Consider the following 24,854-nt stretch of genomic DNA (forward strand, 5'->3'; position numbering starts at 1 on the left):
TAACATGACTAATGAGAATGAATTTCTTTTGAAATATTAGGTAACAGGAGCCCGCGAACGGGCTCCCGAAGCCGTTATTCCTCTTCTTTCACCGGTGCAGGCGGCGGACGCAGGCCGATTTCCGCCGACAGCTTGATTTCCTTGCCATTGCGCATCACCTGGATCGCCACCTTGTCGGTGGGTTTGATCCGCGCCACCTGGTTCATCGACTTGCGACCATCCCCGGCCGGCTCGCCGTCGATGCTGAGGATCACATCCCCCAGTTGCAGGCCGGCTTTCTGCGCCGGGCCGTCGCGGAAGATCCCGGCGACCACGATGCCAGGGCGTCCGGTCAGGCCAAACGACTCGGCCAGTTCCTTGGTCAGCGGCTGGACTTCAATCCCCAGCCAGCCACGAATCACCTGGCCATGCTCGATGATCGACTTCATCACTTCAGTGGCCAGCTTCACCGGAATCGCGAAACCGATGCCCTGGGAGCCGCCGGACTTGGAGAAGATCGCGGTGTTGATGCCGGTCAGGTTGCCGTTGGCATCCACCAGCGCGCCGCCGGAGTTGCCCGGGTTGATCGCCGCGTCGGTCTGGATGAAGTCTTCGTAGCTGTTGAGGCCCAACTGGTTACGCCCGGTGGCGCTGATGATGCCCATGGTCACGGTCTGGCCGACGCCGAACGGGTTGCCGATGGCCAGCGCCACGTCACCTACGCGCAGCCCTTCGGAGCGCCCGATGGTGATCGAGGGCAGGCCTTTCAAATCGATTTTCAGCACCGCGAGGTCGGTTTCCGGGTCGCTGCCGACCACGCGGGCCAGGGTTTCCCGGCCATCACGCAGGGCCACCACAATCTGGTCGGCGCCGGTGGTCACGTGGTTGTTGGTGAGGATGTAGCCTTCCGGGCTCATGATCACGCCGGAGCCGAGGCTGGACTCCATGCGCCGCTGCTTGGGCGAGTTGTCGCCGAAATAGCGACGAAACTGTGGGTCTTCAAACAGCGGGTGCGCCGGTTTGTTGATGACCTTGGTGGTGTACAGGTTGACTACGGCGGGGGCGGCGATCACCACCGCATCGGCGTAAGTCACCGGGCCTTGTACCACCGCGCTGGTTTGCGGTGCCTGTTGCAGGTTGACATCAAGGGTCGGCAGGCCGACCAGTTGTGGATAACGCTGAATAATCAGCATCGCGATCAGCACGCCAGCCAACAATGGCCATCCAAAAAAACGCAGTGCCTTGAGCATTAAGAAAAATCCTGACAGGTTGCAGGGGGCGGGAGAGCGCCCATAATGTCGCGCATTATACGAGGCCGTGAGCGCCTCTGAACGGGATATTTAGGAGTCTTTTATGGCCGTTGCCCTGAGCACCTTAGTCGAGGAAGCGGACCGCTACCTTAATAGTGCCAAAATCGCCGATTACTGCCCCAACGGCCTGCAGGTCGAGGGCCGTCCGCAAGTGCTGCGCATCGTCAGCGGCGTGACCGCCAGCCAGGCATTGCTGGACGCGGCGGTCGAAGCCCAGGCCGACCTGGTGCTGGTGCACCACGGTTATTTCTGGAAAGGCGAAAGCCCGTGCATCACCGGCATGAAGCAGCGCCGCCTGAAAACCCTGCTCAAGCACGACATCAGCCTGCTGGCCTATCACTTGCCGCTGGACCTGCACCCTGAGGTCGGCAACAACGTGCAACTGGCCCGGCAACTGGACATCACCGTCGAAGGCCCGCTGGACCCGGACAACCTCAAGGTCGTCGGCCTGGTGGGTTCCCTGGCCGAGCCGGCGTCGCCCCGTGATTTTGCCCGCCGCGTGCAGGAAGCCATGGGCCGCGAGCCGCTGCTGATCGAAGGCAGCGAGATGATCCGCCGCGTGGGCTGGTGCACCGGTGGTGGCCAGGGCTATATCGACCAGGCGGTGCTCGCCGGGGTTGACCTGTACCTGAGCGGCGAAGCCTCGGAGCAGACCTTCCACAGCGCCCGGGAAAACGACATCAGCTTCATAGCGGCCGGGCATCACGCCACCGAACGGTATGGTGTACAGGCGTTGGGTGATTACCTGGCGCGACGTTTCGCCCTCGAACACCTCTTCATCGATTGCCCAAACCCGATCTAACGAACACCACCGGACACATGTGGGAGCGGGCTTGCTCGCGAATGCGGTGCATCAGTCGCCATATGCATTGACTGACACACCGCATTCGCGAGCAAGCCCGCTCCCACATTTGATCGAGTTGAGCCAAACCGGGCGGTATATTGATATACCGTTTCGATCTAGCCAGCCCCCTCAATAGAATCAGGCGCTGTGCTAGCATGCCCCGCTCGAACACGGCCCGCTGGCCGTCCATAAGATCGTTTTTCCGTGAGTAACCATGGTCGACAAACTGACGCATCTGAAACAGCTGGAGGCGGAAAGCATCCACATCATCCGCGAGGTCGCCGCCGAGTTCGATAACCCGGTGATGCTCTACTCGATCGGTAAAGACTCCGCCGTGATGCTGCACCTGGCACGCAAGGCTTTTTTTCCGGGCAAGCTGCCGTTTCCGGTGATGCACGTCGACACCCGCTGGAAATTCCAGGAGATGTACAAGTTCCGCGACAAGATGGTCGAAGAGCTTGGTCTTGAGTTGATCACTCACGTCAACCCGGACGGTGTGGCGCAGGGCATCAACCCGTTCACCCACGGCAGCGCCAAGCACACTGACATCATGAAGACCGAGGGCCTGAAACAGGCGCTCGACAAGTATGGTTTCGACGCTGCATTCGGCGGTGCCCGTCGCGATGAAGAGAAATCCCGTGCCAAAGAGCGCGTGTACTCGTTCCGCGACAGCAAGCACCGCTGGGACCCGAAAAACCAGCGCCCGGAGCTGTGGAACGTCTACAACGGCAACGTCAACAAAGGCGAGTCGATCCGTGTGTTCCCGCTGTCCAACTGGACCGAGCTGGATATCTGGCAGTACATCTACCTGGAAGGCATCCCGATCGTCCCGCTGTACTTCGCCGCCGAACGCGACGTGATCGAGAAGAACGGCACGTTGATCATGATCGACGACGACCGCATCCTCGAGCACCTGTCCGACGAAGACAAAGCCCGAATCGTCAAAAAGAAAGTACGTTTCCGTACCCTTGGCTGCTACCCGTTGACGGGCGCGGTGGAGTCCGAAGCCGAGACGCTGACGGACATCATTCAGGAAATGCTCCTGACGCGAACTTCCGAGCGCCAGGGCCGTGTCATCGACCACGATGGTGCAGGCTCGATGGAAGATAAAAAACGTCAAGGCTATTTCTAAGGGGCTGTCATGTCGCATCAATCTGATTTGATCAGCGAGGACATCCTCGCCTACCTGGGCCAGCACGAGCGCAAGGAAATGTTGCGCTTCCTGACCTGTGGCAACGTCGACGACGGCAAGAGCACCCTGATCGGGCGCCTGCTGCACGACTCCAAGATGATCTACGAGGATCACCTGGAAGCCATCACCCGCGATTCGAAAAAATCCGGCACCACCGGTGACGACATCGACCTGGCGTTGCTGGTCGACGGCCTGCAGGCCGAGCGTGAGCAGGGCATCACCATCGACGTTGCCTACCGCTACTTCTCCACCGCCAAGCGCAAATTCATCATCGCCGACACCCCCGGCCATGAGCAGTACACCCGCAACATGGCCACCGGTGCCTCCACCTGTGACCTGGCGATCATCCTGATCGACGCCCGCTACGGCGTGCAGACCCAGACCCGTCGCCACAGCTTCATCGCCTCGTTGTTGGGCATCAAGCACATCGTGGTGGCCGTCAACAAGATGGACATCAATGGCTTTGACCAAAGCGTATTCGAGTCGATCAAGGCTGATTACCTGAAGTTTGCCGACGGTATCGCGTTCAAGCCGAGCACCCTGGCCTTCGTGCCGATGTCGGCGCTCAAGGGCGACAACGTGGTGAACAAGAGCGAGCGTTCGCCCTGGTACACCGGGCAGTCGCTGATGGAGATCCTCGAGACCGTCGAGATCGCCAATGACCGCAACTACACCGACCTGCGTTTCCCGGTGCAGTACGTCAACCGTCCGAACCTGAACTTCCGTGGTTTTGCCGGCACCCTGGCCAGCGGCATCGTGCACAAGGGCGACGAAGTCGTGGTGCTGCCGTCGGGCAAGAGCAGCCGCGTCAAATCCATCGTCACCTTTGAAGGTGAACTGGAAAACGCAGGTCCCGGCCAGGCCGTGACCCTGACCATGGAAGACGAAATCGACATCTCCCGTGGCGACCTGCTGGTGCATGCCGACAACGTGCCGCAAGTGACCGACGCTTTCGACGCCATGCTGGTGTGGATGGCTGAAGAACCGATGCTGCCGGGCAAGAAATACGACATCAAGCGCGCCACCAGCTACGTGCCGGGTTCTATCACCAGCATTGTGCATCGCGTGGATGTGAACACCCTGGAAGAAGGCCCGGCGAGCGCCTTGCAGTTGAACGAGATTGGCCGGGTCAAGGTCAGCCTCGACACGGTCATCGCCCTGGACGGTTACGCGAGCAACCGCACCACCGGTTCGTTCATCGTCATCGACCGTTTGACCAACGGCACCGTGGCTGCGGGCATGATCATCGCGCCGCCGGTGACCCATGGCAGCGCGGCGCAGCACGGCAAACTGGCTCACGTGGCCACCGAAGAGCGCGCCCAGCGCTTCGGCCAGCAACCGGCGACCGTGTTGTTCAGCGGCTTGTCGGGCGCCGGCAAAAGCACCCTGGCCTACGCGGTTGAACGCAAGCTGTTCGACATGGGCCGTGCGGTGTTTGTGCTGGACGGCCAGAACCTGCGCCACGACCTGAACAAGGGCTTGCCGCAGGACCGTGCCGGGCGTACCGAGAACTGGCGTCGTGCCGCGCACGTGGCGCGTCAGTTCAACGAAGCCGGCTTGCTGACGTTGGCGGCGTTTGTTGCCCCGGATGCTGAAGGGCGTGAACAGGCCAAGGCGCTGATCGGCGGTGATCGTTTGCTGACCGTGTACGTGCAGGCTTCGCCGCTGGTGTGTGCCGAGCGTGATCCGCAAGGTTTGTACGCGGCGGGCGGCGATAACATCCCGGGTGAGTCGTTCCCGTATGACGTACCGTTGAATGCGGACCTGGTGATCGACACCCAGGCGTTGTCGCTGGAAGACAGCGTCAAGCAAGTGCTGGAACTTCTGCGCCAGCGCGGCGCGATCTAAGCTTCACGCGCGCAAAAAAGCCCGCCATGTTGGCGGGCTTTTTTTATGGGGCCTTGGAAACAACTCGGTCAAATGGGGGAGCGGGCTTGCTCGCGAAAGCAGAGTGTCAGCCGCCACATGTATAGGCTGGCACACCGCATTCGCGAGTAAGCCCGCTCCCACATTTTGATCAGTGACTGGCGGGATAATCTGTGTGCAATTTGGCGAGCAACACATCCTTCTCTTCCCACAACCGGTTGATCCAGCCCTGGAACGCCAACCGATACTCCCCATCCTGCTCATAATTCTTGCCGATAAACTCGGCCGGAATCTGCACCTCTTCAAACTGCACGACAACGTCCTTCACATTCCCGCACAGCAAATCCCAATAACCGGGGCGCCCACCAGGATAGTGAATGGTCACGTTCACCAGCGACTTCAGCTGTTCACCCATGGCATCCAGCACAAAGGCAATGCCGCCGGCCTTGGGCTTGAGCAGGTAGCGAAACGGTGACTGTTGCTGTGCATGCTTGCCCGGGGTAAACCGCGTGCCTTCGGCAAAGTTGAAAATGCCCACCGGGTTGTGGCGAAACTTCGCGCAGGTCTTGCGGGTGGTTTCCAGGTCCTTGCCTTTCTTCTCCGGGTGCTTTTCCAGGTACGCCTTGGTGTAGCGCTTCATGAACGGGAAGCCCAGTGTCCACCACGCCAAGCCAATCACCGGGACCCAGATCAGCTCCTGCTTGAGGAAGAACTTCAGCGGGCGAATGCGCCGGTTGAGCACGTATTGCAGCACCATGATATCGACCCAGCTCTGGTGGTTACTGGTCACCAGATATGAGTGTTCATAGTCCAGGCCTTCCAGGCCCTTCAGGTGCCAACGGGTGCGACACACCAGGTTCATCCAGGCCTTGTTGTTGCTGATCCAGGCCTCGTGGGTCTGGTTCATCAACCATTCACTGAAGCGCTTGGCAAACGGCAGCGCCTTGAACAGCGCCACGATAAACAGGAACGAGCACAGCAAAATCGTATTCAACGCCAGCAACAGCGAGGCGATCACCCCGCGCACGGCGGCAGGTAGAAAATCCAGCATTTAGACATCCATAGGTCGGTTGGCGGCTTGAATCGCGGTCAATGCGATCGTGTACACGATGTCGTCCACCTGCGCCCCGCGGGGCAGGTCGTTCACCGGTTTGCGCAGGCCTTGCAGCATTGGGCCCAGGCTGACGCAATCGGCACTGCGCTGCACGGCCTTGTGGGTGGTGTTGCCGGTGTTGAGATCCGGGAACACGAACACCGTGGCCTTGCCCGCCACCAGGCTGTTGGGCGCCAGTTGCCGGGCCACGCTTTCGTTGGCGGCGGCGTCGTACTGCAACGGGCCGTCGATCAGCAGCGAGCTTTGGGCTTCGTGGGCCAGCAGGGTGGCTTCGCGGACCTTCTCGACTTCTTCTCCCGTGGCCGAATCACCGCTGGAGTAACTGATCATCGCCACCCGTGGCGTGATACCGAATGCGGCGGCCGAGTCGGCGCTTTGCAGGGCGATTTCCGCCAGCTCCGCCGCGCTGGGGTGCGGGTTCATCACGCAGTCGCCGTATACCAGCACTTGCTCGGGGAACAGCATGAAAAACACCGACGAGACCAGGGTGCAGCCCGGCGCGGTCTTGATCAGTTGCAAGGCCGGGCGAATGGTATTGGCAGTGGAGTGGATGACGCCGGAGACCAGGCCGTCCACTTCATCCAGGGCGAGCATCATGGTGGCGATCACCACGGTGTCTTCCAGTTGCTGCTCGGCCATCGGCGCGTTGAGGCTTTTGGTTTTGCGCAGGGCCACCATCGGCTCCACGTAGCGCTGGCGAATCAAGTCCGGGTCGAGAATCTCCAGGCCTTCGGGCAACTCGATGCCATGGGCGCGGGCCACCGCTTCCACGTCCGCTGGCTTGGCCAGCAGCACGCAACGGGCAATCCCGCGCGCCTGGCAGATGGCCGCAGCCTGTACGGTCAGCGGCTCGCTGCCTTCGGGCAACACGATGCGCTTGTTGGCGGCCTGGGCGCGCTGGATCAGTTGATAGCGGAACACCGCCGGCGACAGGCGCATCTCCCGCGGCGTGCCGCAGCGCTGGTGCAGCCAGCGGGCGTCGAGGTGGCTGGCGACGAAATCGGTGATGATCTCCGCACGTTCGCGGTCATCAATCGGGATTTCCTTGTTCAGGCTGTTGAGCTGGTTGGCGGTGTCGTAGGAGCCAGTGCTCACCGACAGCACCGGCAAACCGGCCTGGAACGCGCCCCGGCACAGGTCCATGATCCGTGGGTCGGGCAGGGTGTCACTGGTCAGCAGCAGGCCGGCCAACGGCACGCCGTTGATGGCGGCCAGGCTGACAGCGAGGATGATGTCGTCGCGGTCGCCGGGGGTCACCACCAATACGCCGGGCTTGAGCAGCTCCACAGTGTTACGCATGGTGCGGGCGCAGATGATGATTTTGGTCATGCGCCGGGTTTCGTAGTCACCGGCGTTGAGGATCTGCGCGCCCATCAGGTCGGCCACGTCGCGGGTGCGCGGGGCGTTGAGTTCCGGCTGGTAGGGGATGCAGCCCAACAGGCGGAAATCGCCGCTGCGCAACAACGGCGAATGCTCTTTGAGCCGTGCCGAGAACGCCTCCATGCTTTCGTCGGTGCGCACTTTGTTGAGGATCACGCCCAACACTTTTGGATCTTTCGGGCCGCCGAACAGCTGGGCCTGCAATTCCACGCGGCCGGAGAGTTCGGTCAGCACTTCGTTTTCCGGGGCCGAGACCAGGATCACCTCTGCGTCCAGGCTCTTGGCCAGGTGCAGGTTGACCCGGGCCGCATAGCTGGCACTGCGGGTCGGCACCATGCCTTCGACGATCAGCACGTCCTTGCCCACGGCGGCTTGCTGGTAAAGGGTGATGATTTCTTCCAGCAGCTCGTCGAGCTGGCCGTCGCCGAGCATCCGTTCGACATGGGCCAGGCCCAGAGGCTGGGGCGGTTTCAGGCCGTGGGTGCGGGCCACCAGCTCGGTAGAGCGCTCGGGGCCGGTGTCGCCGGGGTGCGGCTGGGCAATCGGTTTGAAGAAGCCGACTTTCAGCCCGGCCCGTTCAAGGGTGCGCACCAGCCCAAGGCTGATGGAGGTCAGACCCACACCAAAATCGGTGGGCGCGATAAAAAAAGTCTGCATGCGAATTCTCTGGAGGTGCATGGCTTCGGTGGCGGCCTATGGCTGGCTGCCTACCGGGAATCAGGTGCCAAGGTTATCTTTATCTGAGCCTTGCGCACACCAGCCGCACGTAAAGGGCTTGTCTATTTTTTCAAGGCGTTGCGCCGGGTCCGTGACCCAGGCCCGGGATTGCCAGGGTGGCTGGTGGCGCAGGTGCTGGGTGTGGCCGCAGGAAAGCTCGACGACCCAGTGCCGGTCTTCGTCCTGGTGAAATCCGACGACCGTCGGGTCAGTTGTTCGACCCCGTCCGTCCGGGTTGTGTTCGCTTTCGGGCAAATCCTTGTTTAGACTTGTCCGTTCTTCATTCTTCTGCAAAAGGTCTCGCCCCATGCCGATCGCCGCCAATAAGGCTGTCTCCATTGACTATACCCTGACCAACGACGCTGGTGAGGTCATCGACAGTTCTGCCGGCGGCGCGCCGCTGGTCTACCTGCAAGGTGCAGGTAACATCATCCCGGGCCTGGAAAAGGCCCTGGAAGGCAAAGAGGTCGGTGACGAACTGACCGTTGCCGTAGAACCTGAAGATGCCTACGGCGAATACGCTGCCGAACTGGTCAGCACCCTGAGCCGCAGCATGTTCGAAGGTGTCGACGAGCTGGAAGTGGGCATGCAGTTCCACGCTTCCGCTCCGGACGGCCAGATGCAAATCGTCACCATCCGTGACCTGGACGGCGACGACGTGACCGTCGACGGCAACCACCCGCTGGCTGGCCAGCGCCTGAACTTCCAGGTGAAGATCGTCGCTATCCGTGACGCTTCCCAGGAAGAAGTGGCCCACGGCCACGTGCACGGCGAAGGTGGTCACCACCATTAATTGACTGAGCGCCGCTCTGTCAGTTGGAAAAAGGCGCCTTCGGGCGCCTTTTTCATTTGGCGGCTATTCTTGCCGACTTGGCGGCTGTAATCTCGAATGGCCGTTAAGAAGAACATGGGATATCTGGAGTTCGTCATGAGTGCTTTCCACGACCTTAAACTCAAAGCCCTGGATGGTCAGGAGCTGCCTCTGGCGCCCTTCAAGGGGCAAGTCGTGCTGGTGGTCAACGTCGCCTCCAAATGTGGGTTGACCCCACAGTACGCCGCGCTGGAAAACCTCTATCAGCAATACAAAGACCAGGGTTTCACCGTACTCGGGCTGCCGTGCAATCAATTTGCCGGGCAGGAACCGGGTACTGAAGAAGAAATCCAGGAATTCTGCAGCCTCAACTACGGCGTGACCTTTCCCCTGGGCAGCAAGCTTGAGGTGAATGGCCACGATCGCCACCAGCTGTATCGATTGCTGGCGGGCGAGGGCGCCGAATTTCCCGGGGACATCACCTGGAACTTCGAGAAATTCCTGTTGGGCAAGGACGGCCGGGTGCTGGCGCGTTTCTCGCCGCGTACACCGCCGGATGACCCCTCCATTATTCAGGCGATCGAAAAAGCATTGAGCTGATACTTTCAGCATTATCGAGTGAGTTTCTGTGGCAAGGGAGCTTSCTGTGGCGAGGGAGCTTGCTCCCGTTGGGCTGCGAAGCAGCCCCATGCCCTCCCGCTTTTACCCCTTAATCACCCCAATCAATAGTGCTATCCAACACGCTGCACACTCCATATTATCCACATCATAAATTCCTTTCCGATGGAGTGCTCCCATGCCTGTCCAAGCTTTGTTCAAACCGTTCCAGCTCGGTGCACTGCAACTGCCGAGTCGCGTGGTCATGGCACCGATGACCCGTTCCTTTTCTCCGGGTGGCGTGCCCAACTCCAAAGTGATCGAGTACTACCGCCGCCGCGCCGCCGCCGGTGTAGGCCTGATCATCACCGAAGGCACCGTGGTCGGCCACCCGGCTTCCAACGGCTACCCGAACGTCCCGCACTTCTACGGTGAAGCCGCCCTGGCCGGCTGGAAGAAAGTAGTCGACGCGGTACATGCAGAAGGCGGCAAGATCGTTCCGCAACTGTGGCATGTGGGCAGCGTACGGCGCATCGGCACCGAGCCGGATGCCAGCGTGCCGGCTTACGGCCCCACCGAAAAACTCAAGGACGGCAACGTCGTCGTCCACGGCATGACCGTGCAAGACATCAAGGACGTGATCGCCGCGTTCGCCCAGGCTGCCAAGGATGCCCAGAGCATCGGCATGGACGGCGTTGAAATCCACGGCGCCCATGGCTACCTGGTGGACCAGTTCTTCTGGGAAGGCACCAACCAGCGCACCGACGAATACGGCGGCAGCCTGGCCAACCGTTCGCGTTTCGCCATCGAATTGATCCAGGCCGTCCGCGCCGCCGTTGGGCCGGACTTCCCGATCATCCTGCGTTTCTCCCAGTGGAAGCAGCAGGACTACACCGCGCGCCTGGTGCAAACCCCGGAAGCCTTGGGTGAATTCCTCAAGCCGCTGTCTGACGCCGGCGTGGATATTTTCCACTGCTCCACCCGCCGTTTCTGGGAGCCGGAATTCGAAGGCTCCGAGCTGAACCTGGCCGGCTGGACCCGCAAGCTCACCGGCAAGCCGACCATCACCGTGGGCAGCGTCGGCCTGGACGGCGAGTTCCTGCAGTTCATGGTCAACACCGACAAAGTGGCGCAACCCGCCAGCCTGGAAAAACTGCTGGAGCGCCTGAACAACGACGAGTTCGACCTGGTCGCTGTGGGTCGTGCGCTGCTGGTGGATCCGGATTGGGCACTGAAGGTTCGCGAAGGCCGTGAAGGCGACATCCTGCCGTTCAGTCGTGAGGCGTTGACGACGTTGGTGTAAGGGGCGACAGGGCGGGCACCGGTTGCTCGTCCTCGCACACCCCGCGTAATTGGCGCTCAAACTGCTCGATAATCGCCGGCCAACCCTGACGGCTGGCGTGTTGCCGGGCATTGAGCCGCACCCGGCGCAAGCTCTCGCGCTCTTCCAGCAGCCAATTGGCCGCATCGCAAAACGCTTCTTCATCCCCCGGCATCGCCAGCACGCCGCTGTAGCCATGGCGAATGTGCTGGGTTGCGGCCGCCTGGTCGTATGCCACCACGCCCAACCCTGAAGCCATGGCCTCCAGCACCACGTTGCCGAAGGTTTCGGTCAGGCTGGGAAACAGGAACACATCCCCGGACGCGTAATGCCGGGCCAGTTCCTCACCGCGCAAGGTGCCGCAGAAAATCGCCTCCGGCAGTTCCTTTTCCAGCATCGCCCGTTGCGGGCCATCGCCGACGATGATCAGTTTCATCTGGCGCAGTGGATACGTGTCCTGCAGCGTCTCGAAACAGCGCTTGAGTAACCCGAGGTTTTTTTCCTGGGCCAGGCGGCCGACATGCAGCACGGCAGTTTGCTCACTGGTCAGTGCCCAGCTTTCACGCAACGCATTGTCGCGTTTGGCCGGGTGAAACAGCTGGCTGTCGACACCGCGCGCGAGCATGCCCAGGCGCTCGAAATGGCGGCGCTCCAGCTCCAGTCGCTGGCTGGCGCTGGGCACCAGGGTCAGGGTCGAGCGGTTATGGAACCAGCGCAGATAGTGGGTCAGCACCCGGCTCAGCATGCCCAGGCCGTACTGGTTGGAATACTGCTGGAAGTTGGTGTGGAAGCCACTCACTACGCTGATCCCCAGGCGCCGCGCCGCCCGCAACGCCGACAAACCCAGCGGCCCTTCGGTGGCGATATACAACACATCCGGGCGCTGGCGGGTCCAGCGCCGCAACAGCTTGTGCATCGACGACTGGCCCCATTGCAGCCCCGGATAACCCGGCAAAGGCCAGCCGCGGCAAAGCATCAGGCCATCGTCACTGGGCCGGCTCTGGTCGCTGCCCTGGCGCGGGCGAACCAGTTCGACTTGATGCCCACGCGCGCGCAAACCGTCACACAGGCGGCCAAGGGTATTGGCCACCCCGTTGATCTCTGGCGGGAAGGTTTCGGTGATCAGGGTGATGTGGAGCGAAGCTGTCGTCATGACCCACAGTGTCGGCGTGGGCCGTGTCGTCATTGTGTCTTTTGGATGATGGATTTGTGACGGCTCAGGCCTTTTTAATGGCCATGGCCTCGGCGCCCTGCTCACGCACCCAGAACAACGTCGCCCCGGCCACCGCTGCCGGCATCATTAGCAGGTTGACCACCGGCACCAGCAACACCAGGTAGACGATGCCGCCAAAACTCATGCTCTGCCAGCGCTTCTGGCGCAGCCAGGCGAGCATTTCGTTCCAGCCCAGCTTGTGGTTGTCGGCCGGGTAGTCGATGTACTGGATCGCCATCATCCACACACCAAACAGCAGCCACAGCGGTGCTGCCACCAGATTGACCACCGGGATGAACGACAGGATAAACAGGCCGATGGCCCGGGGCAGGAAGTAACCCAGTTTGCGCATTTCCCGGGCCAGGGTGCGGGGGACCATGGCCGCCAGTTCGCCCCAGCTGAACGCCGGGAAATCATCGGTGCCGCGCACCACCACTTCAACCTTTTCCGACAGAAAGCCGTTGAACGGCGCGGCGATGATGTTGGCAAGCATGGTGAAGGTGAAAAACACCATCAGCACCACCAGCACCACGAACAAAGGCCACAACAGGTAATTGAGGAAGCTCAGCCAGCTCGGCAGGGTCGGCATGAGTGTGTCGACCCACAGGCTGAACTGATGGCCGGCGAAGTAGATCAATCCGACGAACAGGATCAGGTTGATTGCCAGCGGCAGCAGCACAAACAGCCGCAGGCCGGGGCTGAGTACCAGTTTGAGACCTTCGCGCAGGTACTGTGGGCCTGAAAGAACGGGGGCGGGCATGGATAACTCCGGGCAATAGGGGCGAACGCGCCGACCTTACCGGCTTTGGGAGTACCGGGAAAGCACGGCCCGCATCGCGACATTAACGGTAACAAAGGTGTCGATTAATAGAGGGCATGGGATAGAGACCACCTATGAGCTGGATTGTTAATCCGTATTTCCTTAATCTTGCCTCCCTCTATACGCTGCACCCATTATTTTCAGGATCTGCGAGTTCAAGCCTTCCCCAAGTGCTTCGCGGTCCTTTTTTATTCCAGCCGTTCTGTAGTCCGGGCGGTCGATAGGAGTGAGTCATGTCTGATACCCGTCATTCGCGAGTGATTATTCTCGGTTCCGGCCCTGCCGGTTACAGCGCTGCCGTCTACGCTGCCCGGGCCAACCTCAAGCCGTTGCTGATCACCGGCATGCAAGCGGGCGGTCAGTTGACCACCACCACTGAAGTCGACAACTGGCCGGGCGACGTCCACGGCCTGACCGGCCCGGTGCTGATGGAGCGCATGAAAGAGCACGCCGAGCGTTTCGAAACCGAGATCGTGTTTGATCACATCAACAAGGTCGACTTCTCCAAGAAGCCTTACAGCCTGACCGGCGACAGCGGCGTGTACACCTGTGACGCGCTGATCATCGCCACCGGCGCCAGCGCTCGGTACCTGGGCCTGCCGTCGGAAGAAGCGTTCATGGGCAAGGGCGTTTCCGCCTGCGCGACCTGCGACGGTTTCTTCTACCGCAACAAGCCAGTGGCTGTGGTCGGTGGCGGCAACACCGCGGTGGAAGAGGCGCTGTACCTGGCCAATATCGCCAGCACCGTGACCCTGGTTCACCGTCGCGAGACCTTCCGCGCCGAGAAGATCCTGATCGACAAGCTGCATGCCCGCGTGGCCGAAGGCAAGATCATCCTCAAGCTCAACGCCACCCTGGATGAAGTCCTGGGCGACAACATGGGCGTGACCGGTGCTCGCCTGAAGAACAACGACGGCAGCTTCGACGAGCTGAAAGTCGACGGCGTGTTCATCGCCATCGGCCACACTCCGAACACCTCGTTGTTCGAAGGCGTGCTGGATGCCAAAGACGGTTACCTGATCGTGCAGGGCGGCCGTGAAGGTAATGCGACTGCCACCAACATCGAAGGTATCTTCGCTGCCGGTGACGTGGCCGACCACGTGTACCGCCAGGCGATCACCTCCGCCGGCGCCGGTTGCATGGCGGCACTGGATGCCGAGCGTTACCTCGACGGTTTGAAGGACGCTTCGTTCTAAACCGTAGAAACAAAAAAACCGGCTGCGAGGCCGGTTTTTTTATGCACGGGATTTGATGATCACCGCAGTCCAAATGTGGGAGCGGGCTTGCTCGCGAAAGCGGTGTGTCAGTCACCCGATGTATTGACTGACACTCTGCTTTCGCGAGCAAGCCCGCTCCCACATTTTGATCTATGTCTGACTCAGGATTTGCGGGTCAGTGGCTGTGCGGCAAACTTCACACCCGCCAACCCATGCTCGATCAGCGCACGAATGTTGCCATGGTCACTGCCTTCAGGCGTGGCCAGCACCGAACGGTAATGCTCGCCAAACGCCAACAGCGCTTCCTGGTCGCTCAAGCCTTCCAGCAGCGCCAGGCCCAGGGTCTTGCACGAACCTTCGTTCTGCCCGGCGGCGTTTTCCACGCTGCCATTGATGAACGCTTGTGGCTGGTAGTCGTAACCGGCAGCTACAAAGGCCAGCGTATCGGCAAAAACATTTTTGCCACTGTTGAGGCTGGCGCGCAGGGTGTTCAGGTCAGTCATGGGGTTTTCCTTTGGCGAATGCCGCTTGCTGTTCGGCACTGGCTTCTTGCTGGTATTGGGCTTTCCACTCGGCGTACGGCATGCCGTACACCACTTCACGGGCGTCATCGAGGCTCAGCTCGATCTGGCGCTCGTCGGCCTCGGCCTTGTACCACTTGGACAAGCAGTTGCGACAGAAGCCCGAGAGGTTCATCAGGTCGATGTTCTGCACATCCTTGCGGCTGTCCAGGTGGGCCACCAGCCGGCGGAAGGCGGCGGCTTCGAGTTCGAGGCGTTGTTGATCGTTCATGATGCTCACTGCAAAGGTAAGGGTTAGCGACTGGCCGCCAGGGTGATCGACACCGATTCGGCAAAACGCAACGCATGGGGTTTGTCGACTTCGACTTCGGCGTACAGCACCGATGTATTGCTCATCACCAGGTCGAGGATCTCCTGGGTCAGGCGCTCCAGCAGGGCAAAGCGGTTGCCTTCCACATGGGCGATGATCGCCTTGGTGATGGTGCGGTAGTTCAGCGCGTGGTCGATGTCGTTGTCGCGCACGGCTTCCTGGGCGGCATACAGGATGGTCAGGTTGATCAACACATCCTGCTTGTTGAGGATTTCATCCTCGTTGATCCCGATAAACGTGCGCAGGCACAGGTCCTTGACCCGGATGCGCGCCATGCCTGGCTGAAGTTGTGGCATTGCTACTTGCTCCGTCCAATCAGTTGCAGGAACTCCATGCGCGTGGTGTTCGACTCGCGGAAGGCGCCGAGCATCACCGAGGTGTTCATGGTTGAATTCTGTTTTTCGACACCGCGCATCATCATGCACATGTGCCTGGCTTCGATCACCACCGCCACGCCGGCGGCCTGGGTCACCGTCTGGATGGCGTCGGCAATTTCGCGCGTGAGGTTTTCCTGGATCTGCAGGCGACGGGCGAACATGTCGACGATACGCGCCAGCTTCGACAGGCCGAGCACCTTGCCGGTCGGAATATAGGCCACATGGGCCTTGCCGATAAAGGGCAGCAGGTGATGCTCGCACAGCGAATACAGCTCGATGTCCTTGAGGATCACCATCTCGTCGTTGTCGGAGGAAAACAGCGCACCGTTGACGATTTCTTCCAGGTTCTGCTCGTAGCCGTGACACAGGTACTGCATGGCCTTGGCGGCACGCTTTGGCGTGTCGAGCAAACCCTCGCGCTCGGGGTCTTCACCCAGGCCCTTGAGGATCTCGCGGTAGTGGTGGGGCAGGGACAAAGTCATACAACATCCTCGCAAACGGCTTACTTGATATGCCGCCCGCCGTTGACGGTCAGGGTGGTACCGGTGACATAAGGGTTATCCAGCAGGTAGCGCACGCTCTGGTAAATCACCTCGGGGCCGGGCTCGATGCCCAGTGCCGCCTTGGCCAGGACCTTGGCGCGGTAGGCCGCGTCGTCGCCCTCGTTGAACATCACCATTGCCGGGGCAATGCCGTTCACCTTGATATCCGGTGCAAGCTGCGCGGCAAACGACAAGGTCAGGCTGTCGAGCCCGGCCTTGGTGGCGCAGTAGGCAATGTGCTGGCGGCTACCCTTGCGGGTCACGTCATCGCTGATGTGCACGATATCCGCAGGCGTGGAGCGTTGCAGCAGGTAAGCACAATGCAGGTTGATCAGGTACGGCGCAAGCATGTGCACGCTGAACATGTCGGTAAAGGCGCGGCTCTCGTCGCCGGGCGCTTCCGCCACCCAGGCCGAGGCATTATGAATGATCGCCCGCAGGCTTTGGGTGTGCGTCTTCAGTTCGTCGATGAAGGCGAGAATACCGGTCTCGTTGGAGAAGTCGGCAAACACACCGATCGCACCGCGTTCGCGCAAGGCTTGCACGCCGGGACGTTCGCTGCGGTAGCTGAAAATCACTGGCTGCCCTTCGTCCAGCAGGCGCTGGGCGCAATGCAGGCCGACGCGCTGGCCGGCACCGGTGATCAGGATCGGGGCGGGTGTTGAAGACATGGGAGGCTCGAATCGCTGGCAGGCTAAAACTATACCAGCGAGCGGCCTCCCTTGTACTCAAGCAGCGGCTTCGGTGGCCTTTACCCGGGCTGGCGCCGGATGCAGCCAGCCGGCCAGCAGGTGGGTCGACAACGGGATAAAGAAGTAAACCATCAATGGCGTGAGCGCGAGGGTGCTGACCAGCACACGGCTCAACAACCCCAACTCGCTGAGCAGCGGCTCAAGGCCGAAGTTGAACAGCAGCGACACCGGGAAAAATGCCAGCCAGATGGCCACGGCCTGCTTCCAGCGCGGCGGACGTGCGGCGGCGGCGCCAAACCAGCCGTCGATACCGCGTACGCGATGCTCCGACGGCGCAGCAAACAGCTCACTGCCACGCCCGAGCCATGCACCACGGGAGGCGGAAAACTCCCACGCATGCAGGTTTTTTTCGTCGGCGAAGCGGAAAATAATCTGGAACTCGTCATCGTTGGGCGGCGGTGCAAGCACGCCTGAACCCAGGTAACCGGGGAAGTCCGTGGCCAATTGCTCGCCTTCGCGCAGCCAGGCCATCAACTCTTCATAGCGACCCTTGGCCACGCGGCGCGCAACCATCAGGGTGACGGGGGAGGTAGACATTGTGTATCTCCATAAGGATCAGGTGCACTGGGCCGGGTAGGCGGCGCACGAACGAAGCTGCGGGGTAAGCAGGCACGTTGAAAAAACAGGCAAGGATTATTCCTGTTTTGCAGAAATACACCAGCGACATTGGTCGGCTTGTCGAAGACCTTGAATCGGACAGCTGTATGGGCGTTAAATGGGATCCAAGTTCCTGACAGTATATTGATGCCCTGATGTCTGTAATGACTGCTCCACGTCCCGACATGGCCCTTGGCAACCCTGCCGATTCCGATGAGCTGTTTCCGATTCGCGAAGTCGCGAGATTGACAGGCATCAACCCTGTCACCTTGCGTGCCTGGGAACGGCGTTACGGGCTGATCCACCCGGTTCGCACCGAAAGTGGGCACCGCCTGTATTCGCGCACCGATATCGAGACCGTTCATCGCATTCTTGACTGGATCGAGCGTGGCGTGGCCGTGAGCAAAGTCGGCAAGATCCTCGCCCGCGACGATCATCAAGTCGAAGCGGCGGCTGCTTCGCCGGCAGGTGCAGAGCATGAATGGGCCCAATGGCAGGCGCAGTTGCGAACGGCCGTCGGTGCCTTCGACGACCGGCAACTGGACCGGTTGTATGGCCAGATTTTCGCTGCCTACCCGGTCGCGGTGGTGTTCCAGGACATCCTGATGCCCCTCTGGCAGCAACTGTTGCGACATCAGGGGTTGTTTGGCCAAACCAGTGAATGGCTGTTTTTTGATGGATTTCTGCGCAGCCGAACCTGGAAACGCCTGCAGATAGGCTGTGCCTCAGCGGCGCCGCGGGTATTGCTGGCGGCCATTGCGGGGGAGTGCCGAGAGCTGGAGTTGTTGGTCGCAGGCCTGTTGATGAGCGGTGACGAGTTGGCGGTCAAGGTCCTGGCTGTGGGCCAGCCGATGGATGAATTGACCCTTGTCTGTGAAAAAACCAGGCCACAAGCCCTTGTGGTGTTCTCCAATCACTCGCCGGCCAATGGCTTGCCTCGGCGCCTTGAACGGCTGGCCTTGACCCTGGATTGCCCGCTTTTGCTGGCCGGCGATGCGGCGGAGTTGGCGCAGAAACAACTGGCGGGTTCATCCGTCGGCTGCCTGGGTAACGAAGGGCGATTGATGCAGCGCCGCTTGCAGCAGTTTCTGCGCGGTAACCTGGATACCTGACTTCAGGCGTGGACTTCGGGGTGAAAAAGGCGATGTTGCTGCAGGATAAACTGGCGCAGGCGCTCGGTCTCATCCACATCGTTCTGGCTCAGGCGGTAGGCGAACAATCCTCGGGCAGTTTCCCGTTCCAGCGTGCCCCGCACCGAAATGCGCTCGTACCCGGACGGACTGAACCACAGCGAAAAGGTTCTTGGCGCCTTGATCCGCCCGCGAATTTCCACCAGCAATCCCTTGAATGACACCTCATGCACCCACAGCGCACCGGGCTGGCCCTTGATGTTTTCCAGCGGCACCGGCTCTTCGAGCGCCAGGCGCCACGGGCGGATCATCGGCCCGTCTTCGAAAATACTCGGTACACCCAGCCGCAGATGCACGGCATGAAACTCGTCTTCCACCAATTGCAGCGGAAACGTCATTTGCTGGTTGTCGAATTGGGCCTGGAGGGTGACATGGTCATGGGCGGCCAGGCGGGTGAGCAGATCACGAATCTGCGCACCGCCATTGACCGTCAGGCTCGACGACGCGTCCCGCACATTGAGTTGCGGGTTATGGTGCATGGTCTGAATAAAATCCAGCTCGTCCTGCGTCAAAAGCGCGTCGCGTTGCATTGATCTTGCTCAAGGGAGGGGTATTAAAACGCCATTATCTCTCTAAAGACCGCGTTTTCTAGTTTTTGTTAGATCCGCTCGTCGCCTTGAGTGCCGCAAGCTCCGCCTTGAGGTCAGCCAACTGGGCTTCCAGTTGCGCGACACGCTGCTGGGCCTTGACCTGAACGGTCACATCCTTCTGCACGCCGACAATGTAGGTCTGCTTGTCTGCCGAATTGTAAACCGTCGATAACGACAGCTCGTTCCAGAAATGTGTGCCGTCCTTGCGGTAATTGCGCAGGATTTCCCGGCAGGCGCCGCCACTCTCCAGGGCTTCGCGAATCGCCATCAGGCCCGGCTGGTCACGGTCACCCGATTGCAGGAAGCGGCAATCCTGATAGAGGATTTCGTCGAGGGTGTAGCCGGTCATGCGCTCGAACGCCGGGTTTACGTAAATCAGTGGCATATCCTTGCCTTCGCGCTCGGCGATAACGATGCCGTCGTTGGAAGCGTTGATCACCAGTTGCATCAGCTTGGCGTTAATCATTGAGCGGTCCATGGCTTGTCTTGGGAATTCGAAGTTTAAGACATGCCGGCAGCCTGTCCACTGGCCCCAGCTGTTAATATCCCAGGCTTTTAGTCAGCTACAGGATCAGATTGATGAAAGTCGCCATCCTTTCCGGCTCGGTGTACGGCACGGCCGAAGAAGTCGCCCGTCATGCTGCAAGCATCCTCAGCGCTGCCGGCTTCGACGCCTGGCACAACCCGCGGGCAACCCTCGCCGATGTACAGGGCTTTGCTCCGGAAGCCTTCCTGGCCGTGACGTCCACCACCGGCATGGGCGAATTGCCCGACAACCTGCAGCCGCTGTACTCGACCATTCGCGACCAACTGCCGGCCGCCTGGCGAGGCTTGCCCGGCGCGGTGATCGGCCTGGGCGACGCCAGCTATGGCGACACCTTCTGCGGCGGCGGCGAGCAAATGCGCGAGCTGTTTGCCGAGTTGGGCGTGCACGAAGTGCTGCCGATGCTGCGCCTGGACGCCAGCGAAAGCGTGACCCCGGAAGCCGACGCCGAGCCGTGGCTGGCCGAGTTGGTCACTGCACTGCGCGGTTGACCGGGAACTCGCGCAACAACGCCAGCCAGGCCTGGGCGGCTTTCGACAGGTAGGCACCCTCACGCCAGATAAAGGCAATGTCCCAGCGCAGGTAGTCCGGCGCCTTGAGTGTCAGGCGCACCACCCCGGGCCGCACCAGGCCCCGGGCCACCACGCTGGGCAGCAACACCACGCCTTGGCCGGCGGCCACCAGGGCCGCAAGGAAATCCGCCTGGCCGCTGCGACCACTTTCCTTCGGGGTGAAGCCCAGTTGCTGACAGGCCTGTAGTAGGCGGTCGTTCAACACAAAACTGCGCTGATACATCAGGAACGGCGTGTCAGCCAACTCCTCCAGGCGGATCTGCGCGTTATCGGCCAATGGATGGTCCATCGGCAGCAGGGCGTCCAGCGGTTCATCGCAGAATGCCTGCCAGGCGAATGCCGGGTCGCTGGGCATCAGGCTGCCGCCCACTTCCAGCTCTCCGCTCAAGATCGCCTGCTCGATATTGCGGCTGCCGCCTTCCAGCAACTGGATGGTGACGTTCGGATAACGCCGGCGGTATTCGGCAAACAGTCCGGCGAACAACGTGTCGCCGCCCAACTGCGGCAGGCCCATGCGCAACTCGCCACGGGTCAACTGATTCAAGTCATCCAGCTCACTGAGCAACTCGGTTTGCTGGCGCAGCATGGCCTCCGCCCGCTGCAGCACCACTTGTCCGGCAGCCGTCAGGCGAATCTGCGAACCCAGGCGATCCAGCAGCGGCGTGCCGAGGCTTTGCTCCAGTTGTGCCACCTGCTTGCTGACGGCGGACTGGCTGATGTGCAGGGTTTTCCCGGCCTGGGTAAAGCCGCCGCGGTGTATCACTTCGACAAAACTGCGCAGTTGTTTAAATTCCATCGACATGATTCCAGTTTGGAATAGCTTGCAGTCTAACAATTCGCTGTGGGGATGCCAGGGGCCTCTTTAAAATGGGAGCCCTGCGAGGACCCAAAGCTCATGAAACGTTTCACCTTCAAAGTCGTCGGTCGGTTATTGACTGAACTGATTGTGCTGCTGGCCATATATTTTCTGGGCTGCCAATTGGCCGCCTGGCTGAGCTGGCCTATTCCCGGTGGTGTGATCGGCCTGGGCCTGTTGTTGCTGACCTTCGCCACCGGCCTGGTAAAGCCGGCGGCCCTGCAACTGGGCGCCGGTGTGCTGATGGCGGAGATGCTGCTGTTCTTTATTCCTGCCTTGATGAGCCTTTTGGACTACGGTGGCCTGGTAAAGCACGACGGCTGGCGGATCATGTTGGTGATCGGCTTCAGCACCTTGTCGGTGATGCTGGTGACTGCGTTTACCGTGGAATTCGTCTGCCGCTGGAAGCTGCGCCATGAAGCTTGAGCTGATGCCGATGTTCTGGCTGGCGCTGACCCTCGGTGCCTACGGCTTCAGCCGCTGGATCTACCGGCGCACCGGGCGCTACCTGCTGTCGCCGCTGATCCTGGTGCCGGCGCTGCTGCTGGCGGTGGCCGTGCCGATGAAAACCGCCTATGCCGAATACGCCACCGACACCCACTGGCTGATGCTGGTGCTGGGCCCGGTGACCGTGGCGTTCGCGATTCCGATCTGGCAACAGCGCCAATTGCTGATGCGCCACTGGTCAGCGTTATTGCTGGGGATGGTCGCGGGCAGCGCGGCGTCAATCGCCACTTCGTATGGCCTGGCCAAGGCCCTCGCTCTCGACAGCTCGGTGACGATGTCGTTGGTGCCCCGTTCGATCACCACCCCGTTCGCGATGCCGGTGTCTTCCGACCTGGGCGGCGTGCCGGAACTGACGGCGGTGTTCGTGATGTTCACCGGGGTGTTTGGCGCCATGCTCGGCGGCGTACTGCTCAAGTGGTTGCCGTTGCGCACGCCATTGGCTCGTGGCGCATTGTTTGGTGTGGGCGCTCATGGCGCGGGTGTCAGCCGGGCTCATGAGGTGGGCGGCGAGGAAGGCTCCGTGGCGGGGCTGGTGATGGTGCTGACCGGGTTGCTCAACCTGTTTGCCGCGCCTTTATTGGCGTCGCTTCTCTGACACGCGTAGAACAAAATCGAACTATCCTCAGGACTGACCCGTTCGGTCATCAAGCTGGCTGCCAATGCAACTACGGCGGCCTCGAGGTCTGACTAGACTGCCTCTTCACTCAAAAAAACAATAATAAGCGCGCCAAGGAGGTCATTGCCGTGAGCCTAGCCACTGTTCAATCGACACACAGTGTAAAAGACCAGGTCAGCGCGGCCGAATGGCAGGCCCGCGTCGACCTCGCCGCGTGCTATCGCCTGGTGGCGATGCATGGTTGGGACGACCTGATTTTCACCCACATCTCGGCCAAGGTGCCGGGCACCGAAGACTTCCTGATCAACCCCTACGGGCTGATGTTCCACGAGATCACCGCGTCGAGCCTGGTGAAGGTCGACCAGGCCGGCAACAAACTGATGGACAGTCCCTACGAGGTCAACCCGGCGGGCTACACCATCCACAGTGCGGTGCACGAAGTACGGCACGATGTGGTCTGCGTGCTGCACACCCACACCGCTTCCGGCATTGCCGTCTCCGCGCAGAAACAGGGCGTGCTGCCCATCAGCCAGCAATCGTTGTTCGTGCTGTCCAGCCTGGCCTATCACGCCTACGAAGGTGTGGCGCTGAACCACGAGGAAAAGGCCCGTTTGCAGGCCGACCTTGGCGAAAACAATTTCCTGATGCTGCACAACCACGGTCTGCTGACCTGTGGCGGCAGCATCGCCGATACGTTCCTGATGATGTTCATCTTCCAGCGCACCTGCGATATCCAGGTGATGGCGCAGAACGGTGGCGCTGAACTGATCAGCATTGCGCCGCAGATATTGGCCGGTGCCCGGGCGATGATCGCTGGGGTCACCAAAAGCGCTCAGGGCATGGGCGGCGCGCTGGCGTGGCCGGCGTTGCTGCGCAAACTCGATGCACTCGACCCCGGGTATAAAAGCTGATGCCACTCGCCGAGATCCCGCTGCGCATCTGGCGCCAGCGTGCCCAGAGCTTTGAGTTTCGCGGCCGCACCATTCGGTACTGGGTGGCGGGGCAGGGCGAGCCGTTGCTGCTGATCCATGGTTTTCCCACGGCCAGTTGGGATTGGCATTACCTCTGGCAGCCGTTGGCCCAGCGCTATCAAGTGATTGCCTGCGACATGCTGGGGTTTGGCGATTCGGCCAAGCCGCTGGACCACACCTATTGCCTGCTGGAGCAGGCGGACTTGCAACAGGCGTTGCTGGAGCATCTTTGGGTGCAGCAGCCGGTGCATGTGCTGGCCCATGATTACGGTGACAGTGTTGCGCAGGAGTTGTTGGCGCGGCATTACGAAGGCCGGTTTCGGATGGGCAGTTGTGTGTTTCTCAACGGTGGGTTGTTTCCGGAGACGCATCGTCCGGCGTTGGTGCAGAAGCTGTTGCTGAGCCCATTGGGTTGGATGATCGGGCGGGCGTTTGGGCGTAATGCCCTTGCTAACAGTTTTGGGCAGATTTTCGGGCCGGCGACTCGGCCCAGTGAGAGTGCGCTGGATGATTTCTGGAGCTTGATCGAGAGCCAGGATGGGCCGCGGATTTTGCACAAGTTGATTGCGTATATTCCTCAGCGTCGGCGGCAGCGGGATCGCTGGGTGGCGGCCATGCAGCGGGGGGAGGTGCCGTTGCGGGTGATCGATGGGGAGGTTGATCCGATTTCCGGGGGGCATATGGTTCAGCGTTATCGTGAGCTGGTGCCGCACGCGGATACGGTGTTGCTGGCGAATATTGGGCACTACCCGCAGATTGAGGCGCCGGTGCAGGTGTTGAAGCATTATTTGGCGTTTCGGGAGGGGCTTGGGGTTGGGGCTGCTCGGGTGGCTTATTCTTGATTGGGGGGGAGTACATATCCGTTTCTGCGGTAACGGCTGCTTATGGTTCCGCTCTTACAGCGGGTCACTTTTGAAAAGCGTGTACGGACCGGACACATGGTGGACACATGTGCGGGGACATGGTTGACACATTATGAACCGTAATCAGGCTGTTTCACGTCGATCGTTCGCAAAAAATGATGGCAGAAATAGACGTCAAATAGCCCGTCACTCTCAGTGTTGGGACGTAGTGCGATGTGATGTCCGGCCAGGCCTTTGGCGATCCTGAAATAGCGCTTCTGAAACTTAAATCGGCTGTGATAAACCTTGGCCTTTAAATCGTCCGGCCCGTACTCAAACGCCAAAAGCGTCTCCGGATAAGCCCAGGGGCTTTCTCGGTATCGGTCCATTGGAACCTTGTAACCCAGAGCTTGATGAGGGCGTTGATGGTTATAAACCTCTCGCCATTGATCAAGATTTGTTTGCGCTTCTGCAAGCGTCCGAAAATGGCGGCCGTTGAGCACTTCAGCCTTGAGTGACCGATGAAATCGTTCGATTTTCCCATTGGTTTGAGGGTGGAAAGGCCGACTGAAACTTACTCTGATACCTAGGCGAACGAGCCAGATACTCAGTTCCGTGATCTCCCC

General features: G+C 60.7%; 29 protein-coding genes. 13 read left to right on the forward strand and 16 right to left on the reverse strand.

Annotated features, from left to right (window positions below; all coding sequences use genetic code 11):
• Window positions 1-74 precede the first annotated feature (74 nt).
• Window positions 75-1,229 carry a Do family serine endopeptidase AlgW gene (gene algW / locus JV201_RS04250; protein ID WP_003208442.1) on the reverse strand — a complete coding sequence of 385 codons (1,155 nt, stop codon included), beginning with the start codon at window positions 1,227-1,229 and terminating at the stop codon, window positions 75-77.
• Between the two features lie 103 nt (window positions 1,230-1,332).
• Here algW and JV201_RS04255 point away from each other — a divergent pair, with 103 nt between their 5' ends.
• The 3 genes from JV201_RS04255 to cysN all read left to right on the forward strand — a co-directional run bounded on the left by JV201_RS04255 (window position 1,333) and on the right by cysN (window position 5,173).
• A complete protein-coding gene (locus JV201_RS04255; protein WP_003208444.1) occupies window positions 1,333-2,091 on the forward strand; it encodes a Nif3-like dinuclear metal center hexameric protein in 759 nt (252 codons plus the stop codon).
• 256 nt (window positions 2,092-2,347) lie between these two features.
• Entirely contained in the window at window positions 2,348-3,265 is a 918-nt protein-coding gene (gene cysD, locus JV201_RS04260) for a sulfate adenylyltransferase subunit CysD (protein WP_219406557.1), read from the forward strand.
• A gap of 9 nt (window positions 3,266-3,274) precedes the next feature.
• Window positions 3,275-5,173, forward strand: a complete 1,899-nt coding sequence (gene cysN / locus JV201_RS04265; RefSeq protein ID WP_008432291.1) for a sulfate adenylyltransferase subunit CysN — start codon at window positions 3,275-3,277, stop codon at window positions 5,171-5,173.
• Window positions 5,174-5,342: 169 nt separating this feature from the next.
• Here the strand turns inward: cysN and JV201_RS04270 are convergent, their stop codons facing one another.
• From JV201_RS04270 to JV201_RS04280, 3 genes are read right to left on the reverse strand one after another with little or no spacing between them, the layout of a single operon-like run.
• Window positions 5,343-6,242: an acyltransferase gene (locus JV201_RS04270; protein WP_008432292.1), complete on the reverse strand. Its 900-nt coding sequence runs from the start codon at window positions 6,240-6,242 to the stop codon at window positions 5,343-5,345.
• Window positions 6,243-8,342 carry a phosphate acetyltransferase gene (gene pta, locus JV201_RS04275; protein ID WP_003208454.1) on the reverse strand — a complete coding sequence of 700 codons (2,100 nt, stop codon included), beginning with the start codon at window positions 8,340-8,342 and terminating at the stop codon, window positions 6,243-6,245. It lies immediately after the preceding gene.
• A gap of 60 nt (window positions 8,343-8,402) precedes the next feature.
• Window positions 8,403-8,741, reverse strand: a complete 339-nt coding sequence (locus tag JV201_RS04280) for a DUF3565 domain-containing protein (RefSeq protein WP_003208456.1) — start codon at window positions 8,739-8,741, stop codon at window positions 8,403-8,405.
• On the opposite strand from JV201_RS04280, the gene JV201_RS04285 reads away from it, so the two are divergent.
• The 3 genes from JV201_RS04285 to JV201_RS04295 all read left to right on the forward strand — a co-directional run bounded on the left by JV201_RS04285 (window position 8,710) and on the right by JV201_RS04295 (window position 11,113).
• Window positions 8,710-9,195 (forward strand): peptidylprolyl isomerase, encoded by a 486-nt coding sequence (locus tag JV201_RS04285; protein ID WP_003208457.1) that lies wholly within the window; start codon window positions 8,710-8,712, stop codon window positions 9,193-9,195. The genes JV201_RS04280 and JV201_RS04285 overlap by 32 nt on opposite strands.
• Before the next feature lie 135 nt (window positions 9,196-9,330).
• Window positions 9,331-9,813, forward strand: a complete 483-nt coding sequence (locus JV201_RS04290; protein ID WP_003208462.1) for a glutathione peroxidase — start codon at window positions 9,331-9,333, stop codon at window positions 9,811-9,813.
• Between the two features lie 196 nt (window positions 9,814-10,009).
• The gene (locus JV201_RS04295; protein ID WP_003208465.1) at window positions 10,010-11,113 is read left to right on the forward strand and encodes an NADH:flavin oxidoreductase; all 1,104 of its coding nucleotides are present in this window, start codon (window positions 10,010-10,012) and stop codon (window positions 11,111-11,113) included.
• Here JV201_RS04295 and JV201_RS04300 read toward each other — a convergent pair.
• Window positions 11,082-12,284 (reverse strand): glycosyltransferase family 1 protein, encoded by a 1,203-nt coding sequence (locus JV201_RS04300; RefSeq protein WP_008432296.1) that lies wholly within the window; start codon window positions 12,282-12,284, stop codon window positions 11,082-11,084. The genes JV201_RS04295 and JV201_RS04300 overlap by 32 nt on opposite strands.
• Window positions 12,285-12,348: 64 nt before the next feature.
• Window positions 12,349-13,104 carry a sulfate transporter CysZ gene (cysZ, locus tag JV201_RS04305; RefSeq protein ID WP_003208468.1) on the reverse strand — a complete coding sequence of 252 codons (756 nt, stop codon included), beginning with the start codon at window positions 13,102-13,104 and terminating at the stop codon, window positions 12,349-12,351.
• 293 nt (window positions 13,105-13,397) lie between these two features.
• Here cysZ and trxB point away from each other — a divergent pair, with 293 nt between their 5' ends.
• Entirely contained in the window at window positions 13,398-14,360 is a 963-nt protein-coding gene (gene trxB, locus JV201_RS04310) for a thioredoxin-disulfide reductase (RefSeq protein ID WP_003208470.1), read from the forward strand.
• A gap of 182 nt (window positions 14,361-14,542) precedes the next feature.
• Here trxB and JV201_RS04315 read toward each other — a convergent pair whose 3' ends face one another.
• The 6 genes from JV201_RS04315 to JV201_RS04340 are packed head-to-tail and all read right to left on the reverse strand — an operon-like array spanning window position 14,543 to window position 17,480.
• A complete protein-coding gene (locus JV201_RS04315; protein ID WP_219406558.1) occupies window positions 14,543-14,884 on the reverse strand; it encodes a HopJ type III effector protein in 342 nt (113 codons plus the stop codon).
• On the reverse strand, window positions 14,877-15,173 hold the full coding sequence (locus JV201_RS04320) for a DUF1244 domain-containing protein (protein WP_003208473.1): 297 nt from the start codon (window positions 15,171-15,173) through the stop codon (window positions 14,877-14,879). Before JV201_RS04320 ends, JV201_RS04315 begins: the two co-directional genes overlap by 8 nt.
• A 23-nt stretch (window positions 15,174-15,196) precedes the next feature.
• Complete coding sequence (gene folX / locus JV201_RS04325) at window positions 15,197-15,568, reverse strand: dihydroneopterin triphosphate 2'-epimerase (protein ID WP_003208474.1); 372 nt, start codon at window positions 15,566-15,568, stop codon at window positions 15,197-15,199.
• A 2-nt stretch (window positions 15,569-15,570) separates the two neighbouring features.
• Complete coding sequence (folE, locus tag JV201_RS04330; RefSeq protein WP_003208476.1) at window positions 15,571-16,131, reverse strand: GTP cyclohydrolase I FolE; 561 nt, start codon at window positions 16,129-16,131, stop codon at window positions 15,571-15,573.
• A 20-nt stretch (window positions 16,132-16,151) separates the two neighbouring features.
• Window positions 16,152-16,862, reverse strand: coding sequence for a dihydromonapterin reductase (gene folM / locus JV201_RS04335; protein WP_003208477.1), 711 nt, complete (start codon window positions 16,860-16,862; stop codon window positions 16,152-16,154).
• A gap of 57 nt (window positions 16,863-16,919) precedes the next feature.
• Window positions 16,920-17,480 (reverse strand): antibiotic biosynthesis monooxygenase, encoded by a 561-nt coding sequence (locus JV201_RS04340; protein ID WP_219406559.1) that lies wholly within the window; start codon window positions 17,478-17,480, stop codon window positions 16,920-16,922.
• Window positions 17,481-17,695: 215 nt separating this feature from the next.
• On the opposite strand from JV201_RS04340, the gene JV201_RS04345 reads away from it, so the two are divergent.
• Entirely contained in the window at window positions 17,696-18,652 is a 957-nt protein-coding gene (locus JV201_RS04345) for a MerR family transcriptional regulator (protein ID WP_374707359.1), read from the forward strand.
• A gap of 2 nt (window positions 18,653-18,654) precedes the next feature.
• Here JV201_RS04345 and JV201_RS04350 read toward each other — a convergent pair whose 3' ends face one another.
• On the reverse strand, window positions 18,655-19,260 hold the full coding sequence (locus tag JV201_RS04350) for a hypothetical protein (RefSeq protein ID WP_003208483.1): 606 nt from the start codon (window positions 19,258-19,260) through the stop codon (window positions 18,655-18,657).
• Window positions 19,261-19,318: 58 nt separating this feature from the next.
• Complete coding sequence (locus tag JV201_RS04355; RefSeq protein ID WP_219406560.1) at window positions 19,319-19,786, reverse strand: PAS domain-containing protein; 468 nt, start codon at window positions 19,784-19,786, stop codon at window positions 19,319-19,321.
• Window positions 19,787-19,899: 113 nt separating this feature from the next.
• On the opposite strand from JV201_RS04355, the gene JV201_RS04360 reads away from it, so the two are divergent.
• Window positions 19,900-20,355 carry a flavodoxin gene (locus tag JV201_RS04360; RefSeq protein WP_219406561.1) on the forward strand — a complete coding sequence of 152 codons (456 nt, stop codon included), beginning with the start codon at window positions 19,900-19,902 and terminating at the stop codon, window positions 20,353-20,355.
• On the opposite strand, the gene JV201_RS04365 is transcribed toward JV201_RS04360, so the two are convergent.
• Entirely contained in the window at window positions 20,336-21,232 is an 897-nt protein-coding gene (locus tag JV201_RS04365) for a LysR family transcriptional regulator (RefSeq protein WP_177051799.1), read from the reverse strand. The genes JV201_RS04360 and JV201_RS04365 overlap by 20 nt on opposite strands.
• 99 nt (window positions 21,233-21,331) lie before the next feature.
• Here JV201_RS04365 and JV201_RS04370 point away from each other — a divergent pair, with 99 nt between their 5' ends.
• The 4 genes from JV201_RS04370 to JV201_RS04385 all read left to right on the forward strand — a co-directional run bounded on the left by JV201_RS04370 (window position 21,332) and on the right by JV201_RS04385 (window position 24,228).
• Complete coding sequence (locus JV201_RS04370) at window positions 21,332-21,718, forward strand: CidA/LrgA family protein (RefSeq protein ID WP_008432321.1); 387 nt, start codon at window positions 21,332-21,334, stop codon at window positions 21,716-21,718.
• Complete coding sequence (locus tag JV201_RS04375; RefSeq protein ID WP_102368140.1) at window positions 21,708-22,394, forward strand: LrgB family protein; 687 nt, start codon at window positions 21,708-21,710, stop codon at window positions 22,392-22,394. The genes JV201_RS04370 and JV201_RS04375 overlap by 11 nt, the downstream gene beginning before the upstream one ends.
• A 149-nt stretch (window positions 22,395-22,543) precedes the next feature.
• Entirely contained in the window at window positions 22,544-23,326 is a 783-nt protein-coding gene (locus JV201_RS04380) for a class II aldolase/adducin family protein (protein WP_003208491.1), read from the forward strand.
• Window positions 23,326-24,228, forward strand: coding sequence for an alpha/beta fold hydrolase (locus JV201_RS04385; protein WP_102368142.1), 903 nt, complete (start codon window positions 23,326-23,328; stop codon window positions 24,226-24,228). The genes JV201_RS04380 and JV201_RS04385 overlap by 1 nt, the downstream gene beginning before the upstream one ends.
• Window positions 24,229-24,359: 131 nt before the next feature.
• Here JV201_RS04385 and JV201_RS29560 read toward each other — a convergent pair.
• On the reverse strand, window positions 24,360-24,854 hold a 495-nt coding region (locus tag JV201_RS29560), incomplete at its 5' end, for an integrase core domain-containing protein (RefSeq protein ID WP_257903239.1).

It is taken from the genome of Pseudomonas sp. Colony2, assembly GCF_019382755.1.
In the GTDB taxonomy this organism is placed as follows: Bacteria; Pseudomonadota; Gammaproteobacteria; order Pseudomonadales; family Pseudomonadaceae; genus Aquipseudomonas.